This window comes from Robertmurraya phoenicis (genome assembly GCF_047302285.1).
Taxonomy (GTDB): domain Bacteria; phylum Bacillota; class Bacilli; order Bacillales; family Cytobacillaceae; genus Robertmurraya.
In genome coordinates this window covers 1354994-1376404 of sequence record NZ_CP154845.1, presented here as the reverse complement: position 1 = coordinate 1376404, position 21411 = coordinate 1354994, and the positions used below count along the sequence as shown (strand labels likewise).

Annotated in this window: 19 protein-coding genes and 1 pseudogene; 5 read left to right on the top strand and 15 right to left on the bottom strand. The window is 35.2% G+C overall.

The features are described from left to right. Positions 1 to 173 precede the first annotated feature (173 nt). From AA0X71_RS06685 to AA0X71_RS06670, 4 genes are all read left to right on the top strand, one after another. Positions 174 to 1205 (top strand): YHYH domain-containing protein, encoded by a 1032-nt coding sequence (locus tag AA0X71_RS06685; protein WP_413360602.1) that lies wholly within the window; start codon positions 174 to 176, stop codon positions 1203 to 1205. Further along, on the top strand, positions 1183 to 1335 hold the full coding sequence (locus tag AA0X71_RS06680) for an excalibur calcium-binding domain-containing protein (RefSeq protein ID WP_413362507.1): 153 nt from the start codon (positions 1183 to 1185) through the stop codon (positions 1333 to 1335). Before AA0X71_RS06685 ends, AA0X71_RS06680 begins: the two co-directional genes overlap by 23 nt. Before the next feature lie 7 nt (positions 1336 to 1342). Next, complete coding sequence (locus AA0X71_RS06675; RefSeq protein WP_413360600.1) at positions 1343 to 2731, top strand: GIY-YIG nuclease family protein; 1389 nt, start codon at positions 1343 to 1345, stop codon at positions 2729 to 2731. A 153-nt stretch (positions 2732 to 2884) separates the two neighbouring features. Next, complete coding sequence (locus AA0X71_RS06670) at positions 2885 to 3958, top strand: phosphotransferase enzyme family protein (RefSeq protein WP_413360598.1); 1074 nt, start codon at positions 2885 to 2887, stop codon at positions 3956 to 3958. Positions 3959 to 4133: 175 nt separating this feature from the next. Here the strand turns inward: AA0X71_RS06670 and AA0X71_RS06665 are convergent, their stop codons facing one another. The 4 genes from AA0X71_RS06665 to AA0X71_RS06650 are packed head-to-tail and all read right to left on the bottom strand — an operon-like array spanning position 4134 to position 5077. Then, a complete protein-coding gene (locus tag AA0X71_RS06665) occupies positions 4134 to 4313 on the bottom strand; it encodes a hypothetical protein (RefSeq protein WP_413360595.1) in 180 nt (59 codons plus the stop codon). After that, the gene (locus AA0X71_RS06660) at positions 4310 to 4444 is read right to left on the bottom strand and encodes a hypothetical protein (protein ID WP_413360593.1); all 135 of its coding nucleotides are present in this window, start codon (positions 4442 to 4444) and stop codon (positions 4310 to 4312) included. Before AA0X71_RS06660 ends, AA0X71_RS06665 begins: the two co-directional genes overlap by 4 nt. Then, positions 4441 to 4596, bottom strand: a complete 156-nt coding sequence (locus AA0X71_RS06655; protein ID WP_413360590.1) for a hypothetical protein — start codon at positions 4594 to 4596, stop codon at positions 4441 to 4443. Before AA0X71_RS06655 ends, AA0X71_RS06660 begins: the two co-directional genes overlap by 4 nt. Before the next feature lie 25 nt (positions 4597 to 4621). Beyond that, positions 4622 to 5077 carry a CPCC family cysteine-rich protein gene (locus AA0X71_RS06650; protein WP_413360588.1) on the bottom strand — a complete coding sequence of 152 codons (456 nt, stop codon included), beginning with the start codon at positions 5075 to 5077 and terminating at the stop codon, positions 4622 to 4624. A gap of 286 nt (positions 5078 to 5363) precedes the next feature. On the opposite strand from AA0X71_RS06650, the gene AA0X71_RS06645 reads away from it, so the two are divergent. Beyond that, positions 5364 to 5558, top strand: a complete 195-nt coding sequence (locus tag AA0X71_RS06645; protein WP_413360586.1) for a YolD-like family protein — start codon at positions 5364 to 5366, stop codon at positions 5556 to 5558. A gap of 151 nt (positions 5559 to 5709) precedes the next feature. Here the strand turns inward: AA0X71_RS06645 and AA0X71_RS06640 are convergent, their stop codons facing one another. The 11 genes and pseudogenes from AA0X71_RS06640 to AA0X71_RS06590 form a co-directional block, all read right to left on the bottom strand. Continuing rightward, positions 5710 to 6120, bottom strand: a complete 411-nt coding sequence (locus tag AA0X71_RS06640) for a hypothetical protein (protein WP_413360584.1) — start codon at positions 6118 to 6120, stop codon at positions 5710 to 5712. A gap of 194 nt (positions 6121 to 6314) precedes the next feature. Next, the gene (locus tag AA0X71_RS06635; RefSeq protein WP_413360582.1) at positions 6315 to 8999 is read right to left on the bottom strand and encodes a hypothetical protein; all 2685 of its coding nucleotides are present in this window, start codon (positions 8997 to 8999) and stop codon (positions 6315 to 6317) included. 243 nt (positions 9000 to 9242) lie between these two features. Continuing rightward, on the bottom strand, positions 9243 to 10748 hold the full coding sequence (locus AA0X71_RS06630) for a hypothetical protein (protein ID WP_413360580.1): 1506 nt from the start codon (positions 10746 to 10748) through the stop codon (positions 9243 to 9245). Positions 10749 to 10796: 48 nt separating this feature from the next. After that, positions 10797 to 11336 carry a helix-turn-helix domain-containing protein gene (locus AA0X71_RS06625; protein WP_413360578.1) on the bottom strand — a complete coding sequence of 180 codons (540 nt, stop codon included), beginning with the start codon at positions 11334 to 11336 and terminating at the stop codon, positions 10797 to 10799. A gap of 76 nt (positions 11337 to 11412) precedes the next feature. Further along, on the bottom strand, positions 11413 to 12774 hold the full coding sequence (locus AA0X71_RS06620; protein ID WP_413357336.1) for a transposase: 1362 nt from the start codon (positions 12772 to 12774) through the stop codon (positions 11413 to 11415). 666 nt (positions 12775 to 13440) lie between these two features. Next, positions 13441 to 13965, bottom strand: a pseudogene (mutM, locus tag AA0X71_RS06615) (DNA-formamidopyrimidine glycosylase); the annotation flags it as partial. Positions 13966 to 13985: 20 nt separating this feature from the next. Continuing rightward, on the bottom strand, positions 13986 to 16610 hold the full coding sequence (gene polA, locus AA0X71_RS06610; protein WP_413360576.1) for a DNA polymerase I: 2625 nt from the start codon (positions 16608 to 16610) through the stop codon (positions 13986 to 13988). Between the two features lie 93 nt (positions 16611 to 16703). Then, positions 16704 to 17642 (bottom strand): protease modulator HflC, encoded by a 939-nt coding sequence (hflC, locus tag AA0X71_RS06605; protein WP_413360574.1) that lies wholly within the window; start codon positions 17640 to 17642, stop codon positions 16704 to 16706. After that, a complete protein-coding gene (gene hflK, locus AA0X71_RS06600; protein ID WP_413360572.1) occupies positions 17642 to 18622 on the bottom strand; it encodes an FtsH protease activity modulator HflK in 981 nt (326 codons plus the stop codon). Before hflK ends, hflC begins: the two co-directional genes overlap by 1 nt. 149 nt (positions 18623 to 18771) lie before the next feature. After that, positions 18772 to 20559 carry a two-component system histidine kinase PnpS gene (gene pnpS / locus AA0X71_RS06595; RefSeq protein WP_413360570.1) on the bottom strand — a complete coding sequence of 596 codons (1788 nt, stop codon included), beginning with the start codon at positions 20557 to 20559 and terminating at the stop codon, positions 18772 to 18774. Next, on the bottom strand, positions 20556 to 21269 hold the full coding sequence (locus tag AA0X71_RS06590) for a response regulator transcription factor (RefSeq protein WP_413360568.1): 714 nt from the start codon (positions 21267 to 21269) through the stop codon (positions 20556 to 20558). The genes pnpS and AA0X71_RS06590 overlap by 4 nt, the downstream gene beginning before the upstream one ends. Between the last annotated feature and the right edge of the window lie 142 nt (positions 21270 to 21411).

Genomic DNA, 21411 nt, shown 5'->3' with positions numbered 1-21411 from the left:
TTTATAAAGTTAAATACTAGATAGTGGTTTTAAGGCGAATTATTGATGAGAAAGTTTTCATAGAATATCTGAAATGTATTCCAAAATTTACTATTCGATTGAATGAGGGAAGTGGTAAAATATTACTATATAAAATATCAGTTCTACAAAAATACGGTTAGTGAGGGAGATACGTGGTTCATAGAAAAATAGCTACATTGATATTTGTTTTACTGTTATTTTTCCCATTAGTGACTCTTGCACATCCGGGAGGTACTGACTCTAGCGGGGGGCATACTTGTCGAACGAACTGTGAGAAATGGGGATTGGAGTACGGGGAATATCATTATCATAATTCCCATCCCAGCGTTGACTACTATTCCGATGGATATAACCAAGGTTACGATTACGCCTATTCTTACACCTCAGTTTGCGAAGAAGATTATGAATGGTGGTGGGAAGGACCACAGGAATTTGGCAACGGCTACGAAGCAGGTATAGAAGACGGACATTTTGAAGGATTACAAGTCTGTTTTGAAGATAGTTATCAATTTGGGTACGACGCAGGTTTTGAAGACTCTCAAAATGAGTATGAATACAATGAAGAACCCTATCTTACCGTTGATGAACCTTCATATGGGGAAGGATATGCAGACGGATACGCAGATTCGGAAAGTGAAAAGCCTGATGAATATGAAACCGTATCGTCTGAGGATGTAGCCCTAGGAGTTGAAGCGTCAGCATTCGAGAAATATTTAAGCTCGCAAAAGAGTGATGAATATATGTATGAAGAAGGTTATGAAGATGGTTATGAAATTGCGGTAAAAGGTTATTTATATGATGATTACATTGCCCGACATACCGATGCAGAGAGGAAACCTTACCAGGAAGGATACTATGAGGGGTGGGTAGCAGGTGGAGGAGGTTCCTGGGAGCAGAATATCTGGTTTTGGTCACTTAAGAATCCAACTGCGAAGATTGTTATTCCAATCATCGCCATCGTGCTGCTAGGTGTAGTTTTACTATTTATCCACAAAAAAAATAAACGGCATAAGAAAGCTAAGACCGAAGATAAAGAACTTACTCTAATGCAGGAGATGAAGCCTGTTCTTATCATTTTAGTGATTAGTATTCTTTTAATCTATGGGATTACAAAAATATTTTGGAACGAAAAGGACACTGAACCGGTAACGACAGTAGAAGATAGTAATCCTTACAACTATTGACCATGATTGCTCCGATTTTGCTACTCAAAAGGAGGCTCAATTGTTCTATGAAGCAAATGGGGGACCAGGTAGTGATAGACACGATTTAGATAGGGACAACGACGGAATGGCATGTGATTGGAACCCGTAATGGATGGATGATGGACGCTTTACTGAAATTTTATCATAGAAGTTACTATTATTCTTTTAGTACAAAAAGGGGTGTTGAAATGGGATTTATAAGGAAATTACTTGGGAATAAAAAGCAAGAAAAAAAGAATAGTAATCATGAAATTCCTGAACTAAAAAAAGAAGATAAAAGTAAACAGCCTAAAAATACTAACGATGCTGGAGTTGGTATGGGTATATCTATTAATATTTCATCTGAAGAAAATGAAAATTTTGTGTTATCGTTTTCTTCATCACCGGTGGGCGTTTCTACTGGCAGTACAGCGAATGATTTTTATGTGTATGAATGGTTTATTAAAAGTACTGGAGAAATATTTTATGTTGGAAAAGGACGTGGAGACCGTTATAAAGCATTCCATGAACGTGCGTATGAAGCTGAAAAGATTCGAAGAATGTATGATGCGGACTCTCGCTTTGTTCGAACAGGCTTGACTGAAGAACAAGCAATAGAGTTAGAAAGTAAAGAAATGACGAGAATACTAAATGAAACAACCGATAGGCTAACAAATCGTATAATCCCATTATTTACAAAAAGAGGTAACGGGTACGACCGAAGTCCTAACACACCTGAAATACAGTTCGAAACAGCCCCGTGTTTTTATGCATGCGAGATAGATGAACATTATTTTGGAAAAAAATGTCGCGCTTTTGATAAAGTTAAGTATGAAAATTTAAAGGCAGTCGTTTTTATTAAACGAAGTATGCGAGATGAAATTGACATCATTTATGGTGGTAATCCAGGCGAATATCTTAGTGTAACAAAAGCATTATTATCAACAAATGGGAACAAAATACTTAAAAGTCAATTTGCAAAATCAGTTACTGCTTGGATATTTATTGGTGACGATGATGTAAAGAATTATGAAAAAGACCAAAAAAAGGCGATAGAGATGTTAGGGAGAAATATACCCACTTATCATTTAATAGATGTTTGGAAGTTTTTAAAAGATAAGTTTGGCGAAGTTGATAATTTATCAACTGAAGAAATACAGATTAATCCAACCCACAATCGAATTCCACTAAAAGATATAAAGAACTTGCAAGATTGGGAAAAGGGCTTTGACGAAGGGATGCCATATTGGGAAAAAGGCGATAAAGAACGAAAAGTTGGCAACTATGGGCGAGCTATTGAGTTGTTTGATAAAGCACGATATCACGGCTATAATGCTCCAGCATTATATAAATCGTATGCAATGACATTTCGAAAACTCAAAGACTACGACAATGAAGTTGCAATTATTGAAGAAGCGATTGAACGTTTGCGGTCAGAAAAAATCAACATTAACGAAATTCATTTTATGGAACTAGAAGAAAGACGAGCAAAAGCGCTCGCGTTGAAACAAAAAATAAAAGGTTAGGAAAAACTATATTAGAACATCAGAAAAGGGAGGTTAAGGTTTGTACTTCAACTAACGATGCAGAATAGTTCAATAAGAAACTGTTTGTTAAACAGGGATTTGATTGAATTATATAGAATACTTTTAACTAGGTAAAAAATTAGGGGGAGATTTATGATTTATAACGAGGTAGTTAAAATCGGTGATGCCTACTTACTTCCATTAGCATCAGAGTTGTACGGGTTAGAAGGTTATGAAATTAAGCTGGTTAAGGCACATATTGGAGGGCGTAATGTCGTTTATACCTGTGAGAAAAAAGGCACCGAAGCAAAAATACTCAGAATCTCCTTCTTAAATGACAGAAGCCGGGAAGATTTTCAGGGTGAAGTTGAGTATATCAGGTATTTATTCGAGCATGGCGGAAGTGTTTCGGATGTAGTCAACTCTCGTAAGGGGAATTTGCTGGAAGAGATAACTCATAATAATCATACTTTTTTTATCTGCATGTTTAAAAAGGCTAAAGGAAAAATGCTTGTGGAAAATAATTATAGGTATCGGAAAGGAATTCCAATTACCGAATACTATTATAATTGTGGTAAAGTATTGGGGAAAATGCACCAATTATCAAAAGGATACATTCCTGTCCATAGTCGTTATAGTTTTTTTGATAAATACACTGCTGAATATATAGAGAAACTGATACCCGGTTCATTACCACTTCTGAAGGAGAAGATGTTAGACCTCCTTAAATCTTTAAAAGAATTGGACAGGAATAGTGAGTCTTTCGGTATGGTCCATTTTGATTACAACGACGGGAATTATTCAATAGATTTTGATACTGGGCAAATTACCGTATATGATTTCGATAATTCATGTTACTGTTGGTATATGTTTGACCTAGCAGGTCTCTGGACGCACGGAGTTGGCTGGATACAATTTGAACCAGACGCTGGTAAACGAAAACAGTTCATGGATAATTATTTTGAAACAGTTCTTGAGGGATATAAATCCGAAACCGGTATCGAAAATTCGATGTTGGATAAATTGCCCTTATTTATCCAAGTAACCCTTATGGAAGGTATTGTAGATGCATTTGAGGTCATGCGGAACAATGGTGAAGAACCGGAGTGTGATGAGGAATTGTCGTATCTCATAAAATGCTTGGAGGACGATATTCCGTACAAAGGTTTTTTTCATGCAATTTACTCGTGTGAAGAACCCTTTGAATATGAGAAACGAAATGTTTAGTTTTTTGCAGCAACCTTTGCTTTGATGATATTGTGAAAATATGTACTTAAGCTAACGGGTAGCTTTAGTGGAATAAGACATTATTACTTAATAGAACTTCCAAAAAAATGGAAGTTCTTTTTTCCTTATATCAACAATAAACTTTAACAGAGCCCACTTTTTTAACATCAACTTCTTAATCATTATCTTTTTCTTTTTCCAGTGCCTCAGCAAGCCTTCTATTAAGCTCTTCAATTTTTCTTATTGATTTGGCATTTCTTTCGGAAGTTATTCTATCCTGTACATCGATTAGTTGTTCAAGCGACCAATAATCACTTATGTGTGCAACTTTATCATTTCTAGAATTGTTACTCATCGGTGTTTCTTAGCAATAGATATTGCTTCTTTCATGAAATTCTTTTTTGCAGCTGACAAATTATCAACTTTCATTTCGGTTAAAAGATGCTTTGCATTACCATTAATGATTTTTTTGGCTCCTAATTTCATATATCCACCACCACAGCGATTTTGTTAAATTTTATTTTACTTAACTTCTCTTTGAATTCTTCTAATCTTTTTTCTCGTTCTTTTTTCTTAATTTCTCTACGCTTCCGGTTCTTTATAATTTTTTCAATTAAATCTTCACCAAACTTAGCCAATATTCATCTTCCTTGTCACAAAGTTTTATTCTTCAACATTACCATCACAATTCCCGTACTTCTCATAATTGATACGAGCTTGTCTTAGAGAAATTCCGTTGGCATTTCCATCATCGTCAATATCATTCCAACACGCAGGGTCGTCTTGCCACCAACAATCATCACATATGTCGTAAATTTCAGTCTTTAAAGTTGGATGACCGCAGCAAAGACAGTTTTTGAAGTTTAATGTTTCTTCATAATCATCAGTGACTTGAACTATTATATTACGACCAGCTCGTTCTTTTCTAACTGGTAAATCATCTTCTGAAGTTAGCAACACTTCTTTAATAATTGCTACTTCTTCAATCGTGTATCCCGTTTCTTCTACTACCTCAGTAAGGCTTTTTCCAGATGCTAATAATTTATAAATTTGAGCCCCGGTTTTGTAGACTCTTATTAAGCCTTGCTCATATTCTTTATTAAATGTAGGTTTTTCCACAAACACTCACTCCTTCAGTGTTTTCGAGACCCATTCTTCTTTCAATTGCATAAATAATGCATTAGCTTCTTCAATTGTAATTTGTCGGTCTTGATGCATGAATTTGTCCAATTTATCTTGGGAGTCTTTCCAAACTCCCCCTTCACCCTCCATAAACTTACCTAGTTGCTTAAAAACCTTAGCCAGGGTTCTTGCAAATAACTCTTTGTCTATGTTGTCTGGCTGGGTTTCTGTAACATAATGACCATAGAACTGTTCAAACAATCCGAACTAAGAGGAAAATTAAATGAATAGAGATAGAGGGAAAAAGAAATGGGCTCCAGCTGCATTTATGCCGGAACACACCAAAATGCTACGCGATATGTATGCTGAAGATTTAAAATTTCCGATACCAGAGTTGGCTGAGTATGAGTGGCAGGAAATCAGTGTAAGAATGACGAATGCTTTCGAGAAAAGACTTCCTGTAAATCTTCTTTTGTAAGTTTTGTATTTTGTTTCTTCAGTTCTTGATAAAAATCAGTATCAGATTTGTCAGGAGGAAGTTCAATCCATTCTTCTTCCGGTAAATCCAATCTATTGTCGTACTTTTGGCTTAATAACTTATCCTCTTTGTCATCCATCCGTTATCACTCCTAATCAATAAAAAGCTCTTTAAATGGCTCTAAATATTCATCAACTTCAAAGTAATCCCCTAACATTTCATTGAATGCAATTTTCACCACTTTATGAAACTCATAAGGGTGCAAATTCTCTATGTAACCGGTAATGTAAGCTCTTGTATCCTCCCATTCCTCCCACATATTTGGAGGTTTTTGGATGGGTTCTGGGATGTAATGTTCCATCTCCCATAGATTTGCTGACGGATAGAGAACGTTAATTTTAGTAGGGAACAAGCAATTTCCAAACCTGAAGTTAATCTCTAGCTTGATATCCAAACCCTCTTCCCTTACATGATAGGCAATTTGAGTAAGTGATGCGTTCCCTACGCCAGCTGTCTCTTTCAAAGGCAACTTAAAACTTAACCAAGACAAAAACTTCCCCATTCTATCACCTCATTCTACCAATTTTATCCTAAGTATAAGAACATTTGTTCTATATTACAAGAGAAACTTTACACACAAAAATATTATTCATTGAAGAATGTGAAAAATTATAAAAACGACAGCAAATCCGCTGTCGTTTAATAGTTTTGATTATTCCTGGTTCAATTCGGGAAAATTCATCTGTAATCCAATAATTATAAGATTATTTCCTGATTTATATGTTCTTGCATTAGTTCCAATATTTTTAGTGGCTCTATTTGCAACTCATTCTGAAGCCTTTCCATATTTGAGACAACTCTACTTCTTAGTGATTTTAGATGGTCGATTTGTGTAGTATTATCATATTTTCGATAGATACTCTGTATAACCATATTACATCTAACTATTTCCCCAATCATTCTTGGCACATCTTTCTCGGTAACAATATGGTCTCCGCAACTAACACATGTGATTTTTTCTTTTAATTTGGGACAACTAAAATTCATACACATCCCAAAATAAGCAGAACCTACTGGTACAGGTGACTTATTTCCATCAACTTTAACTAGATGTTCAATAATTTTCTTGTAATCTTGATTTTTAACAATATCATCCAATATTTCTTTGGCAAAATAATCGACCGGAAGGGTAAGTAGTTTAATTAATTTATCAACATTGGGGTTAGAAAGAACATCAGATAAATCTTTACGAATTTTATTCTGAACAGAATCTACGTGAATTAATGCTTCTGATTTAGTTTCAGGATTATCCAAGTATTTGCTTATATCTGATAAGTCTTTATAAAAAACCAGTTTCTTTTCAGCAATCATACTTGTTAATTCTCCCCAATAATACTCCTTTGTCATTTCACTACTGGTATGCCTTAGTAACTTTTTAACAATTGTTTCTTTATATTCGTAATCATTTTTACCTTCAAAATCATAGTAACTAGCACAAAAAAAGAAATACTCTGCAACCCGATGCCTAAGTGCATGAAACATTTTTCCTTTAATTAGCGATATGCCTGCCCTCTGACAAACTTTATCTAATTGACCTTCAAGAGCTTTCACACCTACTCTTTTAGCAAATTTTTTATTCGGATGGACTGAAATAAATTGCATTATATATTCGAGACTTGACCCCTTACTTCCATTGCTTTGATATATTGGCATCTTGTTTAAGGTCTCAGGAAAGTGTTCTTTTCGTATTGTTGTACACTCAGCAATCATTCTAGCTGTGGACTTAGATATTGGAACTACTCCAAATCTGTCAAAAAGTTTAGACCAACCTAGTATACAAATATTTACACCCTGTTCCTTTAGGTATGAATAAGTGCCAAAAGGCATATTTAAAACTTCAATAGACCTGACACCTGCATCGGCGATTATACGTAACATAGTAACTTTTTGAAGTTCATTAAAATATTCTATTGTACCCTTTTCATGCACGATTTTATAATCGTAAATTGCCCTAACGACAGAATCTGCATGCTCGATATTTGTCTTAAATGTACCTTTTTCAATACTCTCATTACCGTCAAACATATCTGCCAATGGTTTAATTTGGTGATAAACACTCTCTTTAATTATAGTTTCATCAAAATTATATTTTCTTATTTTTAAACCTATGTCTAATCCATTGTATGGAAATACTTTATTTAACTTAAATATATTTTCTTGCTCATAGAAAGATTTAATATCAAGCAAGATGTTCAAAAAGGAGGTTGTAGTATCTTGGAAAGACTCTTTACTTGTGCCAAGATTAAGAGCGTAATCAGAATAGGTTCTAATCCATTTGATAATATTTTCGATGGTTAAATCTTTTACCGTCTCTATAAAACTTGGTATGTGGTTCAGAACAACTCTTCCATTACTGAATTTAGACTGAGAACGTTTGTTTATTTTTAGATACAATCTATAACACTTAAATAGCTGTATCACTTCATTCGCATCCAATATTTCATCCAAGTATCGAATATTTGGTATAAAATTATTAACTCCGGTTTTTAAATATACCAAAAGATTAATGGAACTTATATTTCTTAAATCAAGTTCTCCTATCTCTCGAAGATGAAGAAATAACATTATATTTAAATCGGAAATGTTCAGTTCATTCCACCTGTTTTTATTATTTTCCAACAATAACATAACTACATAGTAAAAAATATTACCTCCTTTTGATACTACATTTCGATATTTCTTATCATTTATTATTGTTTCATATACCTCCTCATACAAGTGGTTTCCGTCTTTCAAGTGCTGCAATATTGTATATGAGAAATTCGTTAATATTAAATCTCTTTGAGGGCTTGTTAACAAAGATTGATTCTGAAATTGATTAAATGCCCCACTTGATATTTTGAAAGGTACCCGAACATTGTATTTTAGTGCTAGACATATAGTGGTTGTCCTAATCAAATCTGCCAAATACGGCTCAATAGTGATTGCCCCTGCTGCAAAACCATTTAGCACATCTTTATTTACCAATAATCCATCCATTGGATGTCTTAAAAATTCTAAGATATAAAGTGCTACTTTTTTTAGCATTCTTTCGCCAAAATAGACCTTGTATTTTGCATCTGGATGACTTTGAATGGCATCTAGAATAGATAAAATTTCGTCAAAACTAGTAAAATCTCTAGATATATTCCATTTAATTTCAGCTTTTGGTGGAATTAAATCTTCACCAAAAACAATTAAGTGTAAGACATTGATACTTGGGTCAACCTTATCCTCGTCAATTATCCATTCTTTCTTGGTAAAATCAAATCTAACTCCATAGTGGTTTAAAATTTTTACGAGTGGCTCTTTATAATAACCATAAAAATGAGGTAGAATAGCATCATATTTGTTGCTTATCGTATCATCTCTAATTATTCCAATTATTTCTTCCATAAGCATATTTACTAAACACCTTCCTCGTCCTTTTCCTTAAACACTATTTTGTCAATGTTTGATAATAGATTTTTAAACACCTTTGTGTAAACTTCTTTTTTTCTCTCTAAATCAGAAAAGTAATATACGGTTTCTGCGACAGTCGATGAAGGTATATGCCCAATATCCTTTTTCAAATTAGCTAAATTCAACCTGCTGAAATCGCCTTCTAGAGCTTCAGTATTAATCCTCATCGAAATATACGTATGTCTAAATGAATTTTGATGTCATTGGATTACCTTTATTTATCTTTAAATAAACAAATAGAAAATCCCTATGGATTGGATTTTTATTTTCCTTTTGAATCAAATGTCGTTCAATTAGATACTCTCTGAACAAACCACCAAACCATGAATTATCTATCAATTTTCTAATTTCCAATACCCAGTCTTTATATTGATAATCGTATAAATTGCTGTCTATATCTATATTTTCGCGAACACACTTGCCATGATATTCCATAATGCTTTTAATAAACCCACGTATATCATTTTCTTTTTTATTTAATATAATTGCATCTCTAAATACAGAAACAATTTCTTCCGGTTGGTTAAATATACTTTCAATATCTAAATTTAGTAACTTCGGTATATCGAAATAATCCTTAAGAGTTGGAAAACGACTAGTTTTCGTCTTGTTCCTCCTCAATTTACTTTCATAGGCTGGTCTTTTCACCACTTTGATTTTAAATTCCAAATCTTCAGTTATTACGATGTCATTTTTCTCAAATCCATTTGTAATAAATAGGTCTTCCCAATGGATGATTGCCAACGATTTTTTCTTCTCAGTTGTTAAGGCATTCCTAGGGATAGTAATGGTTATTTTCCTTAGCAGTAAATTTAAAATCTCAGAAATGCGACCGCCACAAAGTAGCAGCAATACGAATAAGAACTTCCTTTGCGAATGGTTTTGTAGCATTTCAGCTTGAAAAAAACTGACCAATTCGGTTTCGAAAAAAACTCTTTTCTTTTGTCTTTCTACTCCAACTTCGTTAACTTTTGCGTAATTTTTTATTCTACCTTCTACATCCCAGGCATAATAATATACACGGCTATGTCGATTGTACCTTAAGTTACATTTGGCAACTTTTTCATTAATTGCTTTAAAGGAATGGTTCCATTCTACCGAATTGCTAAGATATTTGAGGTAGTTTAGAGTCTCATTAACAAATCGTTTAATTGACTCAAATGAATACCTCCACTCTAGCTCATCTTCATATACATAGTACTCTTTAGGGTCAAAATAAAACGTAACGTTGTCTTTATTTCCTTTAGACCAGTAATCCTTATACCATTCTTTAAGAATTTTAATAACATGCTCACCATTTTCGATGTATGGATGAACAGGTAAATATTCAATATCCCATAATTCCTTCCCATTTGCATCCCTTTTAATTCTTCGTTTTAAATCTTTCGGAATTGTAGCAAGATATCTTATATAGCCATTTAATATATCATGGGTTAATTCCTCATAACCAGACAAATCATTAACTCTCAAAAAATTATAAAAATGGCATAACGAATCGACAGTCTGTTTTAATTTGTCCTCTGTTTCTCCAGCATCATATAAATATTTGAGATAATCAAATACCGGTGTAACAATATAATGACTTGGGTCCATTAATAAATACCACCGATTAATATCTGAGCTTGGGTCCACATTCTTAACAGACTCAACATAATACATTCCTTTTATTTCTCTCTCTTTTTTATTCACGTAGTTAATTTTCCTCATATAAACCCCCGAGTAAGAAATAAATATTTCTTAATTATCTTCTAGCCAGTTATAAAATGGAATTGCACTTGGACTAACCTGTTCTGTTGTTTTCTCCTCCAATGACTTTTGTTTAAATTTAGGAATGTTTTTATGAAGACCGTTGGGAGACCACCCCATCATTATGGCTTTCCTTATAAAACCTTCAGCATTTTTAATTGGCTTTGGTGACTGTCTCATTGTCAAAATAATTTCCAATGCCCTAACAACACCACACAATTTTAATCGTTTCAAAATATTATCTGAAGGAACTGCTAAAAAAGCTATTTGATAAGCTAATGAAATAATATGTTCATCATTTTCTGAGGTAGAATTAGAAGATGGTACTTGAGCGTTAAAATCTAATTGTAATTGTTTACTTAAATCCTTTTCTGGAAATAAGTACATTTCAGGAATTCTCCATCCAGCCTTATCATTTGCTTTATAAGCATCTGGATAAATACCTTTCCTTAAGTAACGTTTGATTGTTTCTTCGCTTTTTCCAGTTTTTTCGGCAAACTCCTTAACAGTCAAATATTTTCCGCTATCCATTATAAACCCCTTCAATCTAATATTTTTTAACAGGTCGGTCATTCAATAAAAAAGCAGTCAATCTATTAGTAATTACTCAACTTTCGCATACCAAATTAGGCAGGTAAGCTCTGATATAACTAGGCAGACCTGCAATCCATTGTGATAGTTGATTTTTAAGTAATTGTTGTGTTTGTTTATTTGTTTTCTTCAAGACATCTTGAAGAAGCTCGATTAATTGCTGCAATGCGACAGCCCAATCAAGTTCATTTACTTCGTCACAAAGGTCATAAAATAAACCACCTAATGTGCGTTCATCTGTGTGGCAACGATTTTGCCACGAGAGAATGATATATCTAGTAAAAACAATTGTTGTATGGCTAATAAGTAGGTCGTACGAGCGTCCTTGAAACTCCTTTTGTAAACGAAGGAGCGATTTCGTTGTCTTAAAGAACACTTCAATATTCCAACGGATGCCGTAAATACGGACAATTTCTTGTTCGGAGAGTGTGCAATCCGTGCTTAGAATGGCAAGCCATTCACTCTTCTTATTACGATTTTGAACGAACACGACTTTAACGGGTACCCCGTTTTTCATCATCGTCGTGACCGAACGAAGAAGCCCTTTCTTTCCTTGAAGTGGTGACGCTAATCGATAGAGTTCTTTTAATGAAACCATTTGACCATTAATTTGATAACGTTGCTTTGCATTTTTGACCATACCAATAACGTCAAGCCCTTGTTCGACGATTGCCTGAATTAAAGGTTGTTGAGTAAACCATGTGTCCATCAAAACGTAAGATGCCTCGATACCATTGGATATTGCCCGTTCAATCATCGCTGGGATTTGATCAGGCGCAGACTGGAGAGCTTCGACACGGCGCTTGTAACCGGAACTTCGTTTATCAATTTCTTCGTTGATTCCATTAATAGAAGACGTTTTTGAGCTTAGTAAAGAGAAATCAACTGGCATAAAAGTATGACCGTCTGACCAGCCTAATGTAAGCATTCGAAATCCTTTATAAAATCGCATTTTCAAAGAAGCATGATCAAAACAACGGGCAAGCAACTCCACATTCTTACTACGATTTCGATCAAACGTAGAATCATCAATAATGAGCACTTTTGGACGGTCCATTGATGTAAGCACGCTGACCTTTTGAATGGTAGCTGTACTAAAGAATAAAAGAAATTTCCGCCAAGCAAACTTGGAATGATTTAAAAAACGATAGACGGTATCCTTGCCCGGATAACGCTCGCTCTTTTTAGAAGTGACAAGGGCAAACCAATTTTTTTGATGAAAGATCAGACTAAAAACAAGCTGAAACAGATAGGCACATGAAAACCCAAAGTTTTTTCGAATACCCGCTTGGCGAAGGTACTTCGATACTTGTAATTCAGAGAATACTGCAGAAAGTTCATTTGGTAGTTGCTCATTCGAGTGTTTTTCCTTTATCATAGAGAAGGCACCTCTTCTTTGTGGTAATGGTTTCTAGTCAATTCCACTATACCAAAGATTGAGGTGCTTTTTCTGTTTAAATGTACTTGTCAAGCACCCAAAGTGATCGTTCTTAAAGCTTTGATAGACCTAAAACAAGGTCGATTTTCAAGGTGCGAAAGTTGAGTAATTATCATACATTTTATAAGAACCTACGTTCGTAATCAAATATTAAATAAAATATTCTGTAATTTACCCTGCTAATTATTATGGAATTGCTTTAACACATACTTAAGCCATTGTTATTACTTTTGTTTACCTCTACAACAACAACAATTCATAAAAAAAAATTCTACAACAACACAAGTAAAAAAGTTGTTAATTAGAGGTCTAATAAGAGTCGTTTAGTAATTGAGATTTAAACTGCTATTGGAAATAAAATTTTTTAAATATCATTTCTTTTTAACAAAGAAAAAACGATTGGAAAATAAAGTCCAATCGCTAAGAAAGAGGGATATTTTAATAAGGTTCACTAAAAGCCCACTCATTTATATTTATTATCAATAACCAATCTTAAGATGTATTTAATATCTGAGCAATTATTGTATATGTTAGCACAACTTACATATAAGCATTATGAGGGATATTAAAGAGTAATATTTATGTTATTTTTTTAAATCCTTATACTAAATTCCCCAGACCAACAACAAGCTTTTGATCTAATAAAACAGTTTTAATACTGCGATTCGTTTTGGCGAGCATTTCTTTCATCCGTTTAACGGTAAATGCTTCGGAGAAAGGCTCAGGGCCAAGCTGAGATAGCGGCAGAGTTTTAAGTTCTTCCCCTTTTTTAAAAAGATGCATCGTCCCAAATTTTCGAACATCTCGGTACCGTAATTGCGTCCCATCGGTGAAATAAAAAATGACATGGGTATGTTTATCAGGTTGCTCATCTGGAGTAAACAGTCCGTACCTTCCTTCCATCCGCAAATGGGAAACTAGAGCAAAGTCAGTTGTATAAATGAGCAAGAATTTCCCTCTTCGCCCAATATCATCAATCACCTGTCCGACTAGGGCATCCTTGAACTGCTCTACTTCTTCCGGTTGTTTAATGATTTTCGGCCATGTAACCGAAACTCGCTCAATTTCCTTCCCTTTAACGAGCTGTTCAAGTGTTCTTCGTACCGTTTCAACCTCTGGTAATTCAGGCATATTTCCCCCACCTCATATAGTTATTTTGCATCGAACCAAGTTGGCCCATAGGAGAAATCGACCTTTAGAGGAACTTTTAGTTCAACTGCATGCTCCATTACATCTGGAACAATTTCTTTTAATGTATCAATTTCATCCTTCGGTGCTTCAAAAATCAATTCATCGTGAACTTGGAGCAATAATCTCGTTTTTAGTCCTTCTTTTTCTAACCGATCCGCCATATCGATCATTGCCTTTTTAATAATATCTGCAGCACTTCCCTGAATCGGTGTATTCATCGCTGTTCTTTCAGCAAAGCTACGGATATTAAAATTCCGGCTTGTAATCTCAGGTAAATATCTCCTCCGCTGAAGAAGAGTCGAGACAAAACCTTTTTGTTTCGCATCCTGGACGATTTCTTCCATGTAATTTTGGACTCCTGGATAGCTTTTTAAATACTTCTCAATGAATGTTCCCGCTTCTTTTCTCGTAATATTTAAGCTTTGGGAAAGACCATAATCACTGATTCCATACACAATTCCAAAGTTTACGGCTTTTGCATGGCGACGCATATTCGATGTTACCTCATCCTTAGAAACGTGGAATACCTCCATTGCTGTTTTCGTATGAATGTCGAGACCTTCCTGGAATGCCTCAATTAATTTTTCATCTTCTGCAATATGGGCTAGTACACGTAACTCAATTTGCGAATAATCAGCGGCAAAAATAACCCAATCCTCTTCAGAAGGCATAAAGGCTTGTCTAATTTTTCTCCCTTCTTCAAGGCGAATAGGGATATTTTGTAGATTCGGATCCGTCGAGCTTAATCTTCCTGTCTGAGTAAGTGCTTGGTTATAGCGAGTATGAACCTTATCATTTTCAGGGTTGACGACTTTCAGCAATCCTTCAATATATGTTGATTGGAGCTTCCCTAATTGTCGATAATGGAGTATTTCTCTGATGATAGCATGCTCTTCTTCGAGTTTCTCTAATACATCAGCGGATGTTGAATAACCCGTCTTTGTTTTCTTTATCGCAGGTAACTGTAATTTTTCAAATAAGATAATCCCAAGCTGTTTTGGCGAATTAATGTTAAACGCCTCTCCAGCAAGCTCAAATATCCGTCTCTCAATTTGTACTAACTGCTCATTGATATCCTGTCCCATATTACGTAGACGTTCTAAATCAATCTTAATCCCGGTCGATTCCATATCCGCTAATATAAGGGATAAAGGCATTTCCAGCTCAAAAAAGAGGTCAGATTGCTCGTTTTCTTCCAATTTTTCTTCCAAAACCGGCTTTAAGTCACATAATACAATTGCTTTTCTTACCAAATGTTCCGCTAATTGCTTTTCTTCAGGGACACTTCTCTTTGCCCCTTTCCCATAAAAAGCATCATTTGATTCTACATTTCCATGACCGAATGAATGAGCAATTGATGCAATGTCATCAATCGTTTCAGACGGATTTAATAAATAGGAGGCCATTAATAGATCAAATTCAATCCCTTTTAAATGAATATCATGATGTCTTAAAGATACTTCAGAACGTTTTGCATCATAGACCCACTTCTTTTTCGTTTCGTCCTCTGCCCATTTTTTAAAGTCATCCGATTTTAAAGCTAACTCAGTTGAGATAAAGTAACTTCCCTGCTTATTTACAACAGCAAAGCCAATAATCGGTGCATAATGATAGTTGTCCTCTAAAATTTCCACATATAAAGCTGATTCATCCATAAATAGCTCATCGGATACTTCTTGCACGATTTCAAACTCAATATCCTCTAATGGCTTGTTCTCTTCTACCACATCAAGCTTCTCTAAAAGAGAATTAAATCCTAATTCTTTAAAGAGTTTTACGACATTTTCTGGTTCATAAGATTCATATTCAATCTCACCCAATTCCACCTCAACAGGTGCATCACGAATGATCGTTGCTAGTTCCTTACTCATCCTTGCTTGTTCTTGAAATTCTTCAATCTTTTCCTTAAGCTTTTTCCCATTGACCTGTTCGATGGAATTTAACAGATTATCAACTGTCTGAAACTCTTTTAGAAGCTTAATAGCGGTCTTCTCACCAACTCCAGGAATTCCTGGAATATTATCTGAGTTATCACCCATTAACCCCTTCATTTCAATAATTTGCTCAGGAGTTAAACCATACTTTTCCTTGATATGTTCTGGTGTATATTCTTCAATATCGGTAATTCCTTTGCGCGTAATCGCAACGGTCGTTTTTTCTGAGCTCAGTTGGGTTAAGTCCTTATCTCCAGAAATGACTTTCACTTCAAAACCATCTTGTTCTGCCTTCAAAGACAGGGTACCGATAATATCATCTGCTTCAAAATTCTCTAGCTCATAGCGGGGAATTCGGTAAGCATCTAACAATTCTCGAATATATGGAAACTGCTCCGATAATTCTGGTGGTGTTTTTTGTCTTCCACCTTTATATTCGCTAAATGTTTTATGTCTGAACGTTGTTTTGCCCGCATCAAAGGCCACCATAATATGCGTTGGTTTTTCTTCCTCAAGTATTTTCATCAGCATCATCGTAAAACCATAAACAGCGTTTGTATGTATTCCCTTATCATTATTTAATAAGGGCAAAGCAAAAAATGCTCGATAAGCAATACTATTTCCATCAATCAAAACTAATTTTTTGGACATCTATTCATTCCTCCACTTCAACGAAAAAAACCGTTATTTTCCTCCTTATATTCTATCATGAGAACATAAAGAAGGAAAAATAACGGCTTTATCTTAGTCTGTGTATCCCATTAAAAGTCGTGCATACGGTGAATCTGACGGCAACACGATAACCGTTTGATCATTAATCGTTTTCTTATAGGATTCAAGAGTTCTAAATAAGGAGTAGAATTCTGGGTCCTTTGAAAATGCTTCGTTGTAGATTCTCGCTGCTTCTGCTTCACCTTCCGCTCTAATGATCTCAGCCTCTGCCTGAGCAGTCGCAAGCTTTTCTCGAACCACTCGATCTGTTTCCGCCTCAATTCTGTTCTTATCAGCATCCCCTTGGGACAAGTAATCTTGTGCTGTTGAGTGACGTTCAGATATCATTCTTGTGAAAACTGACTGTTCGTTCTCTACAGGTAAATCAGTTCGCTTAATACGTACGTCTGTGACGATAATTCCATAATTGTCATTAGCTAAAAGTTCATTTACCCTATCTGTAATGCGGTCATTTAAGGACCCACGTGAGGATTTTTCATCATTGATGATTTCATCGTAATTTAGTTGCCCTAATTCAGCACGAACGATCGAATAAATAAATTCTTCCATTCGTGATTCTGCACCTACGACTGTTCTTGCGTTGGCAATCATCTTTTTCGGATCTTCAACTTTCCACACTGCGTAATTGTCTATGATCATTCTTTTTTTGTCTTTCGTATTGATTTCTGCTTCATTTACATCATAGGTCATTTGATACTTTGGTAATGTCGTTACCGATTGGATAAATGGTATTTTAAAAGAAATACCAGGAGAATCATCAATACGAACAACCTCTCCAAATTGACGGACTACCTTGTATTCACCTTCTTTTACGATGAAAATATTCGTCAATAGAAGTACGAGTATTCCGATCACAACGATGATAAAGATCCCTAGTTTGATATAGGCACGGCCATTAAAACCATTTCCACCACTACGTTCATTCATATCAATCACATTTTGATCACTCATTATTGATTTCCACTCCCTTCAGCCGGTGCTTGCTCTTGTTCTTGTGCTTTTGGTTGATTATTCTCAAGCGGGCGTATTGGGAAATACTTCATCGTGTTCCCATCATCATTCATAATGTAGATTTCAGTACCTGGCAGTACTTCTTCTAACGTTTCTAATACTAAACGTTGCCTTGTAATTTCAGGGTTGTTTTTATATTCGTTATATAATTCATTAAAGACCGCGACACTACCACGGGCAGTCTCTACACGAGCGGCTTTTTCCCCTTGCGCTCTAGATATAATCGCCTTTTCTTCCCCTTCAGCCTCATTTTCTTTTTGATTCTTATATTTTTCAGCTTCGTTTCTCTTCGTATTCATCGTTTCCCGGGCATCAGTTACCTGTGTAAAGGCTTGACGAACTTCATCATTCGGAAGCTCTACATCCTGTAACTTGACCCCAAGAATGGAAATTCCGATATCATATTTTTCAACAAGGGTAGAAAGTAAATCTCGAACCTCTGCTTCTATTTCGGCCTTTCCTGATGTTAATGCTTCATCGATTAACGAGCTACCAATAATACTTCTCAACGATGCAGAAGTGGCATCTCGTAAGATTTCAGTTGGATTATCTGCATTAAACAAATACTTTCCAGGTTCTGTAATCTTCCATTGCACAACTAAATCTGCAAGGACGATATTTTCATCCCCTGTAATCATTTTTGTTTCGTCTGGAAACTCAACAATTTCTCCATCTTTCTCTTCGAAACCAAATTGGAGACTAAAAGTTTCTTTTGAGAGCTTTTCTACACTTTGGATTGGCCAAGGCAATTTAAAATTTAACCCAGGCTCCGTTATCCCTTCCTCTACTTTTCCAAAGGTTAAAATCACTGCTTGCTCTGATTCATCTACTGTGTACCAAGTGGTAAAGGCCACTACACTTAATACAGCAATGGCAATTACAAGACCAACAATTGTATAAATTCGTTTTAAACTAATCATAAGTTCTCCTTTCTTCAAAACAAATTTCCCTAAGCTTTATTACGATCCAATGACAAAAAGGTTTCAATTCTCTGACATAATATCTCACTAATACAGCTTTTTAAAATAAAAAACGATAAAAGTCTTTAGACCTTTACCGTCAACTCGTATCATCTTTTCTCTTTTGGAAAAGTTTTATGAAGTTCGATTGTGAATGTTGTACCTTTTCCTAGCTTGCTTTCCACGCTAATTTTCCCTTTATGAGCTTCTACTAAATGTTTAACAATCGCAAGGCCCAGCCCTGTACCACCCGAATTTCGGCTTCTTGCTTTATCGACACGATAAAAACGTTCAAATATACGTGGAATCTCCTCTTGAGCAATGCCGATTCCCGTATCAGAAATGGAAACAGTGACAGAATTAAGTCCTTCCTTCATCGAAATTGTTACACGTCCACCTTGTAGGCTATAAGAAATTGCGTTACTAATTAAGTTGATAAATATTTGTTTTAATCGATAGTAATCTCCATCAATCGTAATCTCTTTTTCCAATGGTTCAAGAATTAATTCGATCTCTTTTTCATCCGCTTTTTGACATAATATGGGCAGCATTTCTTCTAATAGCTGGTTCATATTAACGTCACGAATAGCAAGGGTATAGCCTTGCTGCTCTATTTTCGATAACTCAAGTAGATCGAGAATTAATGACTGCAATCGATCACTTTCCTCTAAAATAATTCGAAGAAAATTCTCTAACGTTTCCTTGTCTTCCTTTGCACCGTCTAATAATGTTTCTGTAAATCCTTTAATGGAAGTAACAGGTGTTTTCAGTTCATGAGAAACATTTGCGACAAAGTCCTTTCTCACTTGCTCCAGCTTCTTAATTTCTGTAATATCATGAAAAACGAGTAAAATCCCTTTCCACTCTTCATTTGTTCCTAAGATTGGCACTCCGTATACTTCAAAATAACGCCTTTCAATCCCGATCGGAAGATGCATTTGCTTTTTTGCCTTATGCTCAGTCATGAAAATTTCTTCTATCATGTCAGAAATTTCTTTATGCTCAATCACATGATAATAAAGTCTGTTCAAATAATTTTGTTTTTCAACACGAAATATTTCAATAAAGGTCCGATTGATTAAATTGATGTGTCCTTTACTATTAATAAGAAGAAGTCCGCTTCCCATATTCTCAATAAGGGCACTTAACCGGCCTTGCTGGATTTCGTTTGCCTTAACCATCCCTTGCAGATTTCTTGCTAAAATATTGATAGAAGTACTTAGCATTCCTGTTTCTTCAAGAGGATCCTCGTATGTTCGAGCACGATAATTCCCTTTTGCCAGTTCAATCGCAACCTTTGTAGCAGATTCAATCGGTTTCGTATATCTCGCAGTAATTCGTGAACCTAATATAAGGATAACGACAAGCGCTAAGCCTAAGCAAATAATTAAGACCCACCAAATTTGTTGATAAGCTTTTTGAATTTCTGTTAACCTTGAACTTAATAATAAATATCCCTCTACTGAGCCATTTCTTTCAACCAAATCCCAATAATAGTGTAAATTGAAGCCGCCCCCAACTTCGAGAGCTTGCACATTAGCACTTCCATTGAGCCTATCTTCAATAATGTCTTCAACAATAGCTAAGTGCCTGTTTTGATCGACTTGACTATCTAGGCTACCACTGTCATAAATAAGGTCCCCATTTAAGTCTACAACGGTCACTCTACTATCGAGTGTACCACTGAATGATTTCAATTTTTTTTCATTCAGTTGATGGATTCCTCCACCTTCTTCTATAAAAGCGGCAATAAGGCTACTTTCCTTACTCAACCGTGAATCATATGTACTGATGAAATGATTTTTAAATAATTGGCCTAGCAAAATCCCTAAACCAATTAATACGATAAAAATGAGGGTAATTAGACCGAAAAGGAGTCTCGTTCTATATTTTGTCATTCTCCTTTAGGCTCCTCCATCTTATAACCTAATCCGCGAATCGTTTTAATAAAAGTTGGTTTCTTAGAATCCTCTTCAATTTTTTCGCGAAGATGACTAATATGAACATCGACAATTCTTGTATCCCCGGCAAAGTCATAATTCCACACAGCACTTAACAACTGGTCCCTTGTTAATACCCGCCCTTTATGCTGAGCTAAATATAGAAGGAGTTCAAATTCCTTTGGTGTTAATTCTAATTGCTCCTCATCAAAATAAGCTTCATAATGTTCTGGAAATATTTTTAAAGATTTCACTTTTATATAATCCGTTTTTTCTTGCTCTTGCCCTTCTGATACAGGCTGGATCTGAATTCTACGAAGAATGGCTTTGACCCTTGCCACTACTTCACGTGGGCTAAACGGCTTCGTCATATAATCGTCGGCACCTAATTCTAATCCTAATACTTTATCAAATTCTTCGTCTTTCGCTGTTAACATCAGAATAGGTGTTGTTACCTTTTGCTGTCGAAGATGCTTACATACTTCGATTCCGTCCATTTTTGGTAGCATTAGATCAAGAATAATAAAGTCAGGCTGCTCAGAAATGGCCAAGTTTTTCCCTTCCTCGCCATCCATCGCTGTAATCACTTCATAGCCCGCTTGTTGTAAATTATATTGTAATAACGTAACGATCGATTGTTCATCATCAACGACAAGTACTTTTTTCATGAATAAATCCCCCTGTCCTACAGTTGTCCATACATCTATTATAATATAATTTTGCATTCGAGTACGAAATTTACAATTCTTTTACAAAGTGAATCAATTTCATAATAGTGCTTCTCAAGTTAAAAAACGAACGAATGTAACT

Excerpts from the sequence above, each read along its gene's own strand:
- polA (WP_413360576.1), bottom strand. The coding sequence starts at position 16,610 with ATGTCCAAAAAATTAGTTTTGATTGATGGAAATAGTATTGCTTATCGA.
- AA0X71_RS06625 (WP_413360578.1), bottom strand. The coding sequence starts at position 11,336 with ATGGATAGCGGAAAATATTTGACTGTTAAGGAGTTTGCCGAAAAAACT.
- AA0X71_RS06635 (WP_413360582.1), bottom strand. The coding sequence starts at position 8,999 with ATGCTTATGGAAGAAATAATTGGAATAATTAGAGATGATACGATAAGC.
- AA0X71_RS06665 (WP_413360595.1), bottom strand. The coding sequence starts at position 4,313 with ATGAGTAACAATTCTAGAAATGATAAAGTTGCACACATAAGTGATTAT.
- AA0X71_RS06620 (WP_413357336.1), bottom strand. The coding sequence starts at position 12,774 with ATGATAAAGGAAAAACACTCGAATGAGCAACTACCAAATGAACTTTCT.
- hflK (WP_413360572.1), bottom strand. The coding sequence starts at position 18,622 with ATGATTAGTTTAAAACGAATTTATACAATTGTTGGTCTTGTAATTGCC.
- AA0X71_RS06640 (WP_413360584.1), bottom strand. The coding sequence starts at position 6,120 with ATGGGGAAGTTTTTGTCTTGGTTAAGTTTTAAGTTGCCTTTGAAAGAG.
- pnpS (WP_413360570.1), bottom strand. The coding sequence starts at position 20,559 with ATGACAAAATATAGAACGAGACTCCTTTTCGGTCTAATTACCCTCATT.
- AA0X71_RS06675 (WP_413360600.1), top strand. The coding sequence starts at position 1,343 with ATGATGGACGCTTTACTGAAATTTTATCATAGAAGTTACTATTATTCT.
- AA0X71_RS06590 (WP_413360568.1), bottom strand. The coding sequence starts at position 21,269 with ATGAAAAAAGTACTTGTCGTTGATGATGAACAATCGATCGTTACGTTA.
- AA0X71_RS06660 (WP_413360593.1), bottom strand. The coding sequence starts at position 4,444 with ATGAAATTAGGAGCCAAAAAAATCATTAATGGTAATGCAAAGCATCTT.
- AA0X71_RS06670 (WP_413360598.1), top strand. The coding sequence starts at position 2,885 with ATGATTTATAACGAGGTAGTTAAAATCGGTGATGCCTACTTACTTCCA.
- AA0X71_RS06645 (WP_413360586.1), top strand. The coding sequence starts at position 5,364 with ATGAATAGAGATAGAGGGAAAAAGAAATGGGCTCCAGCTGCATTTATG.
- hflC (WP_413360574.1), bottom strand. The coding sequence starts at position 17,642 with ATGAGTGATCAAAATGTGATTGATATGAATGAACGTAGTGGTGGAAAT.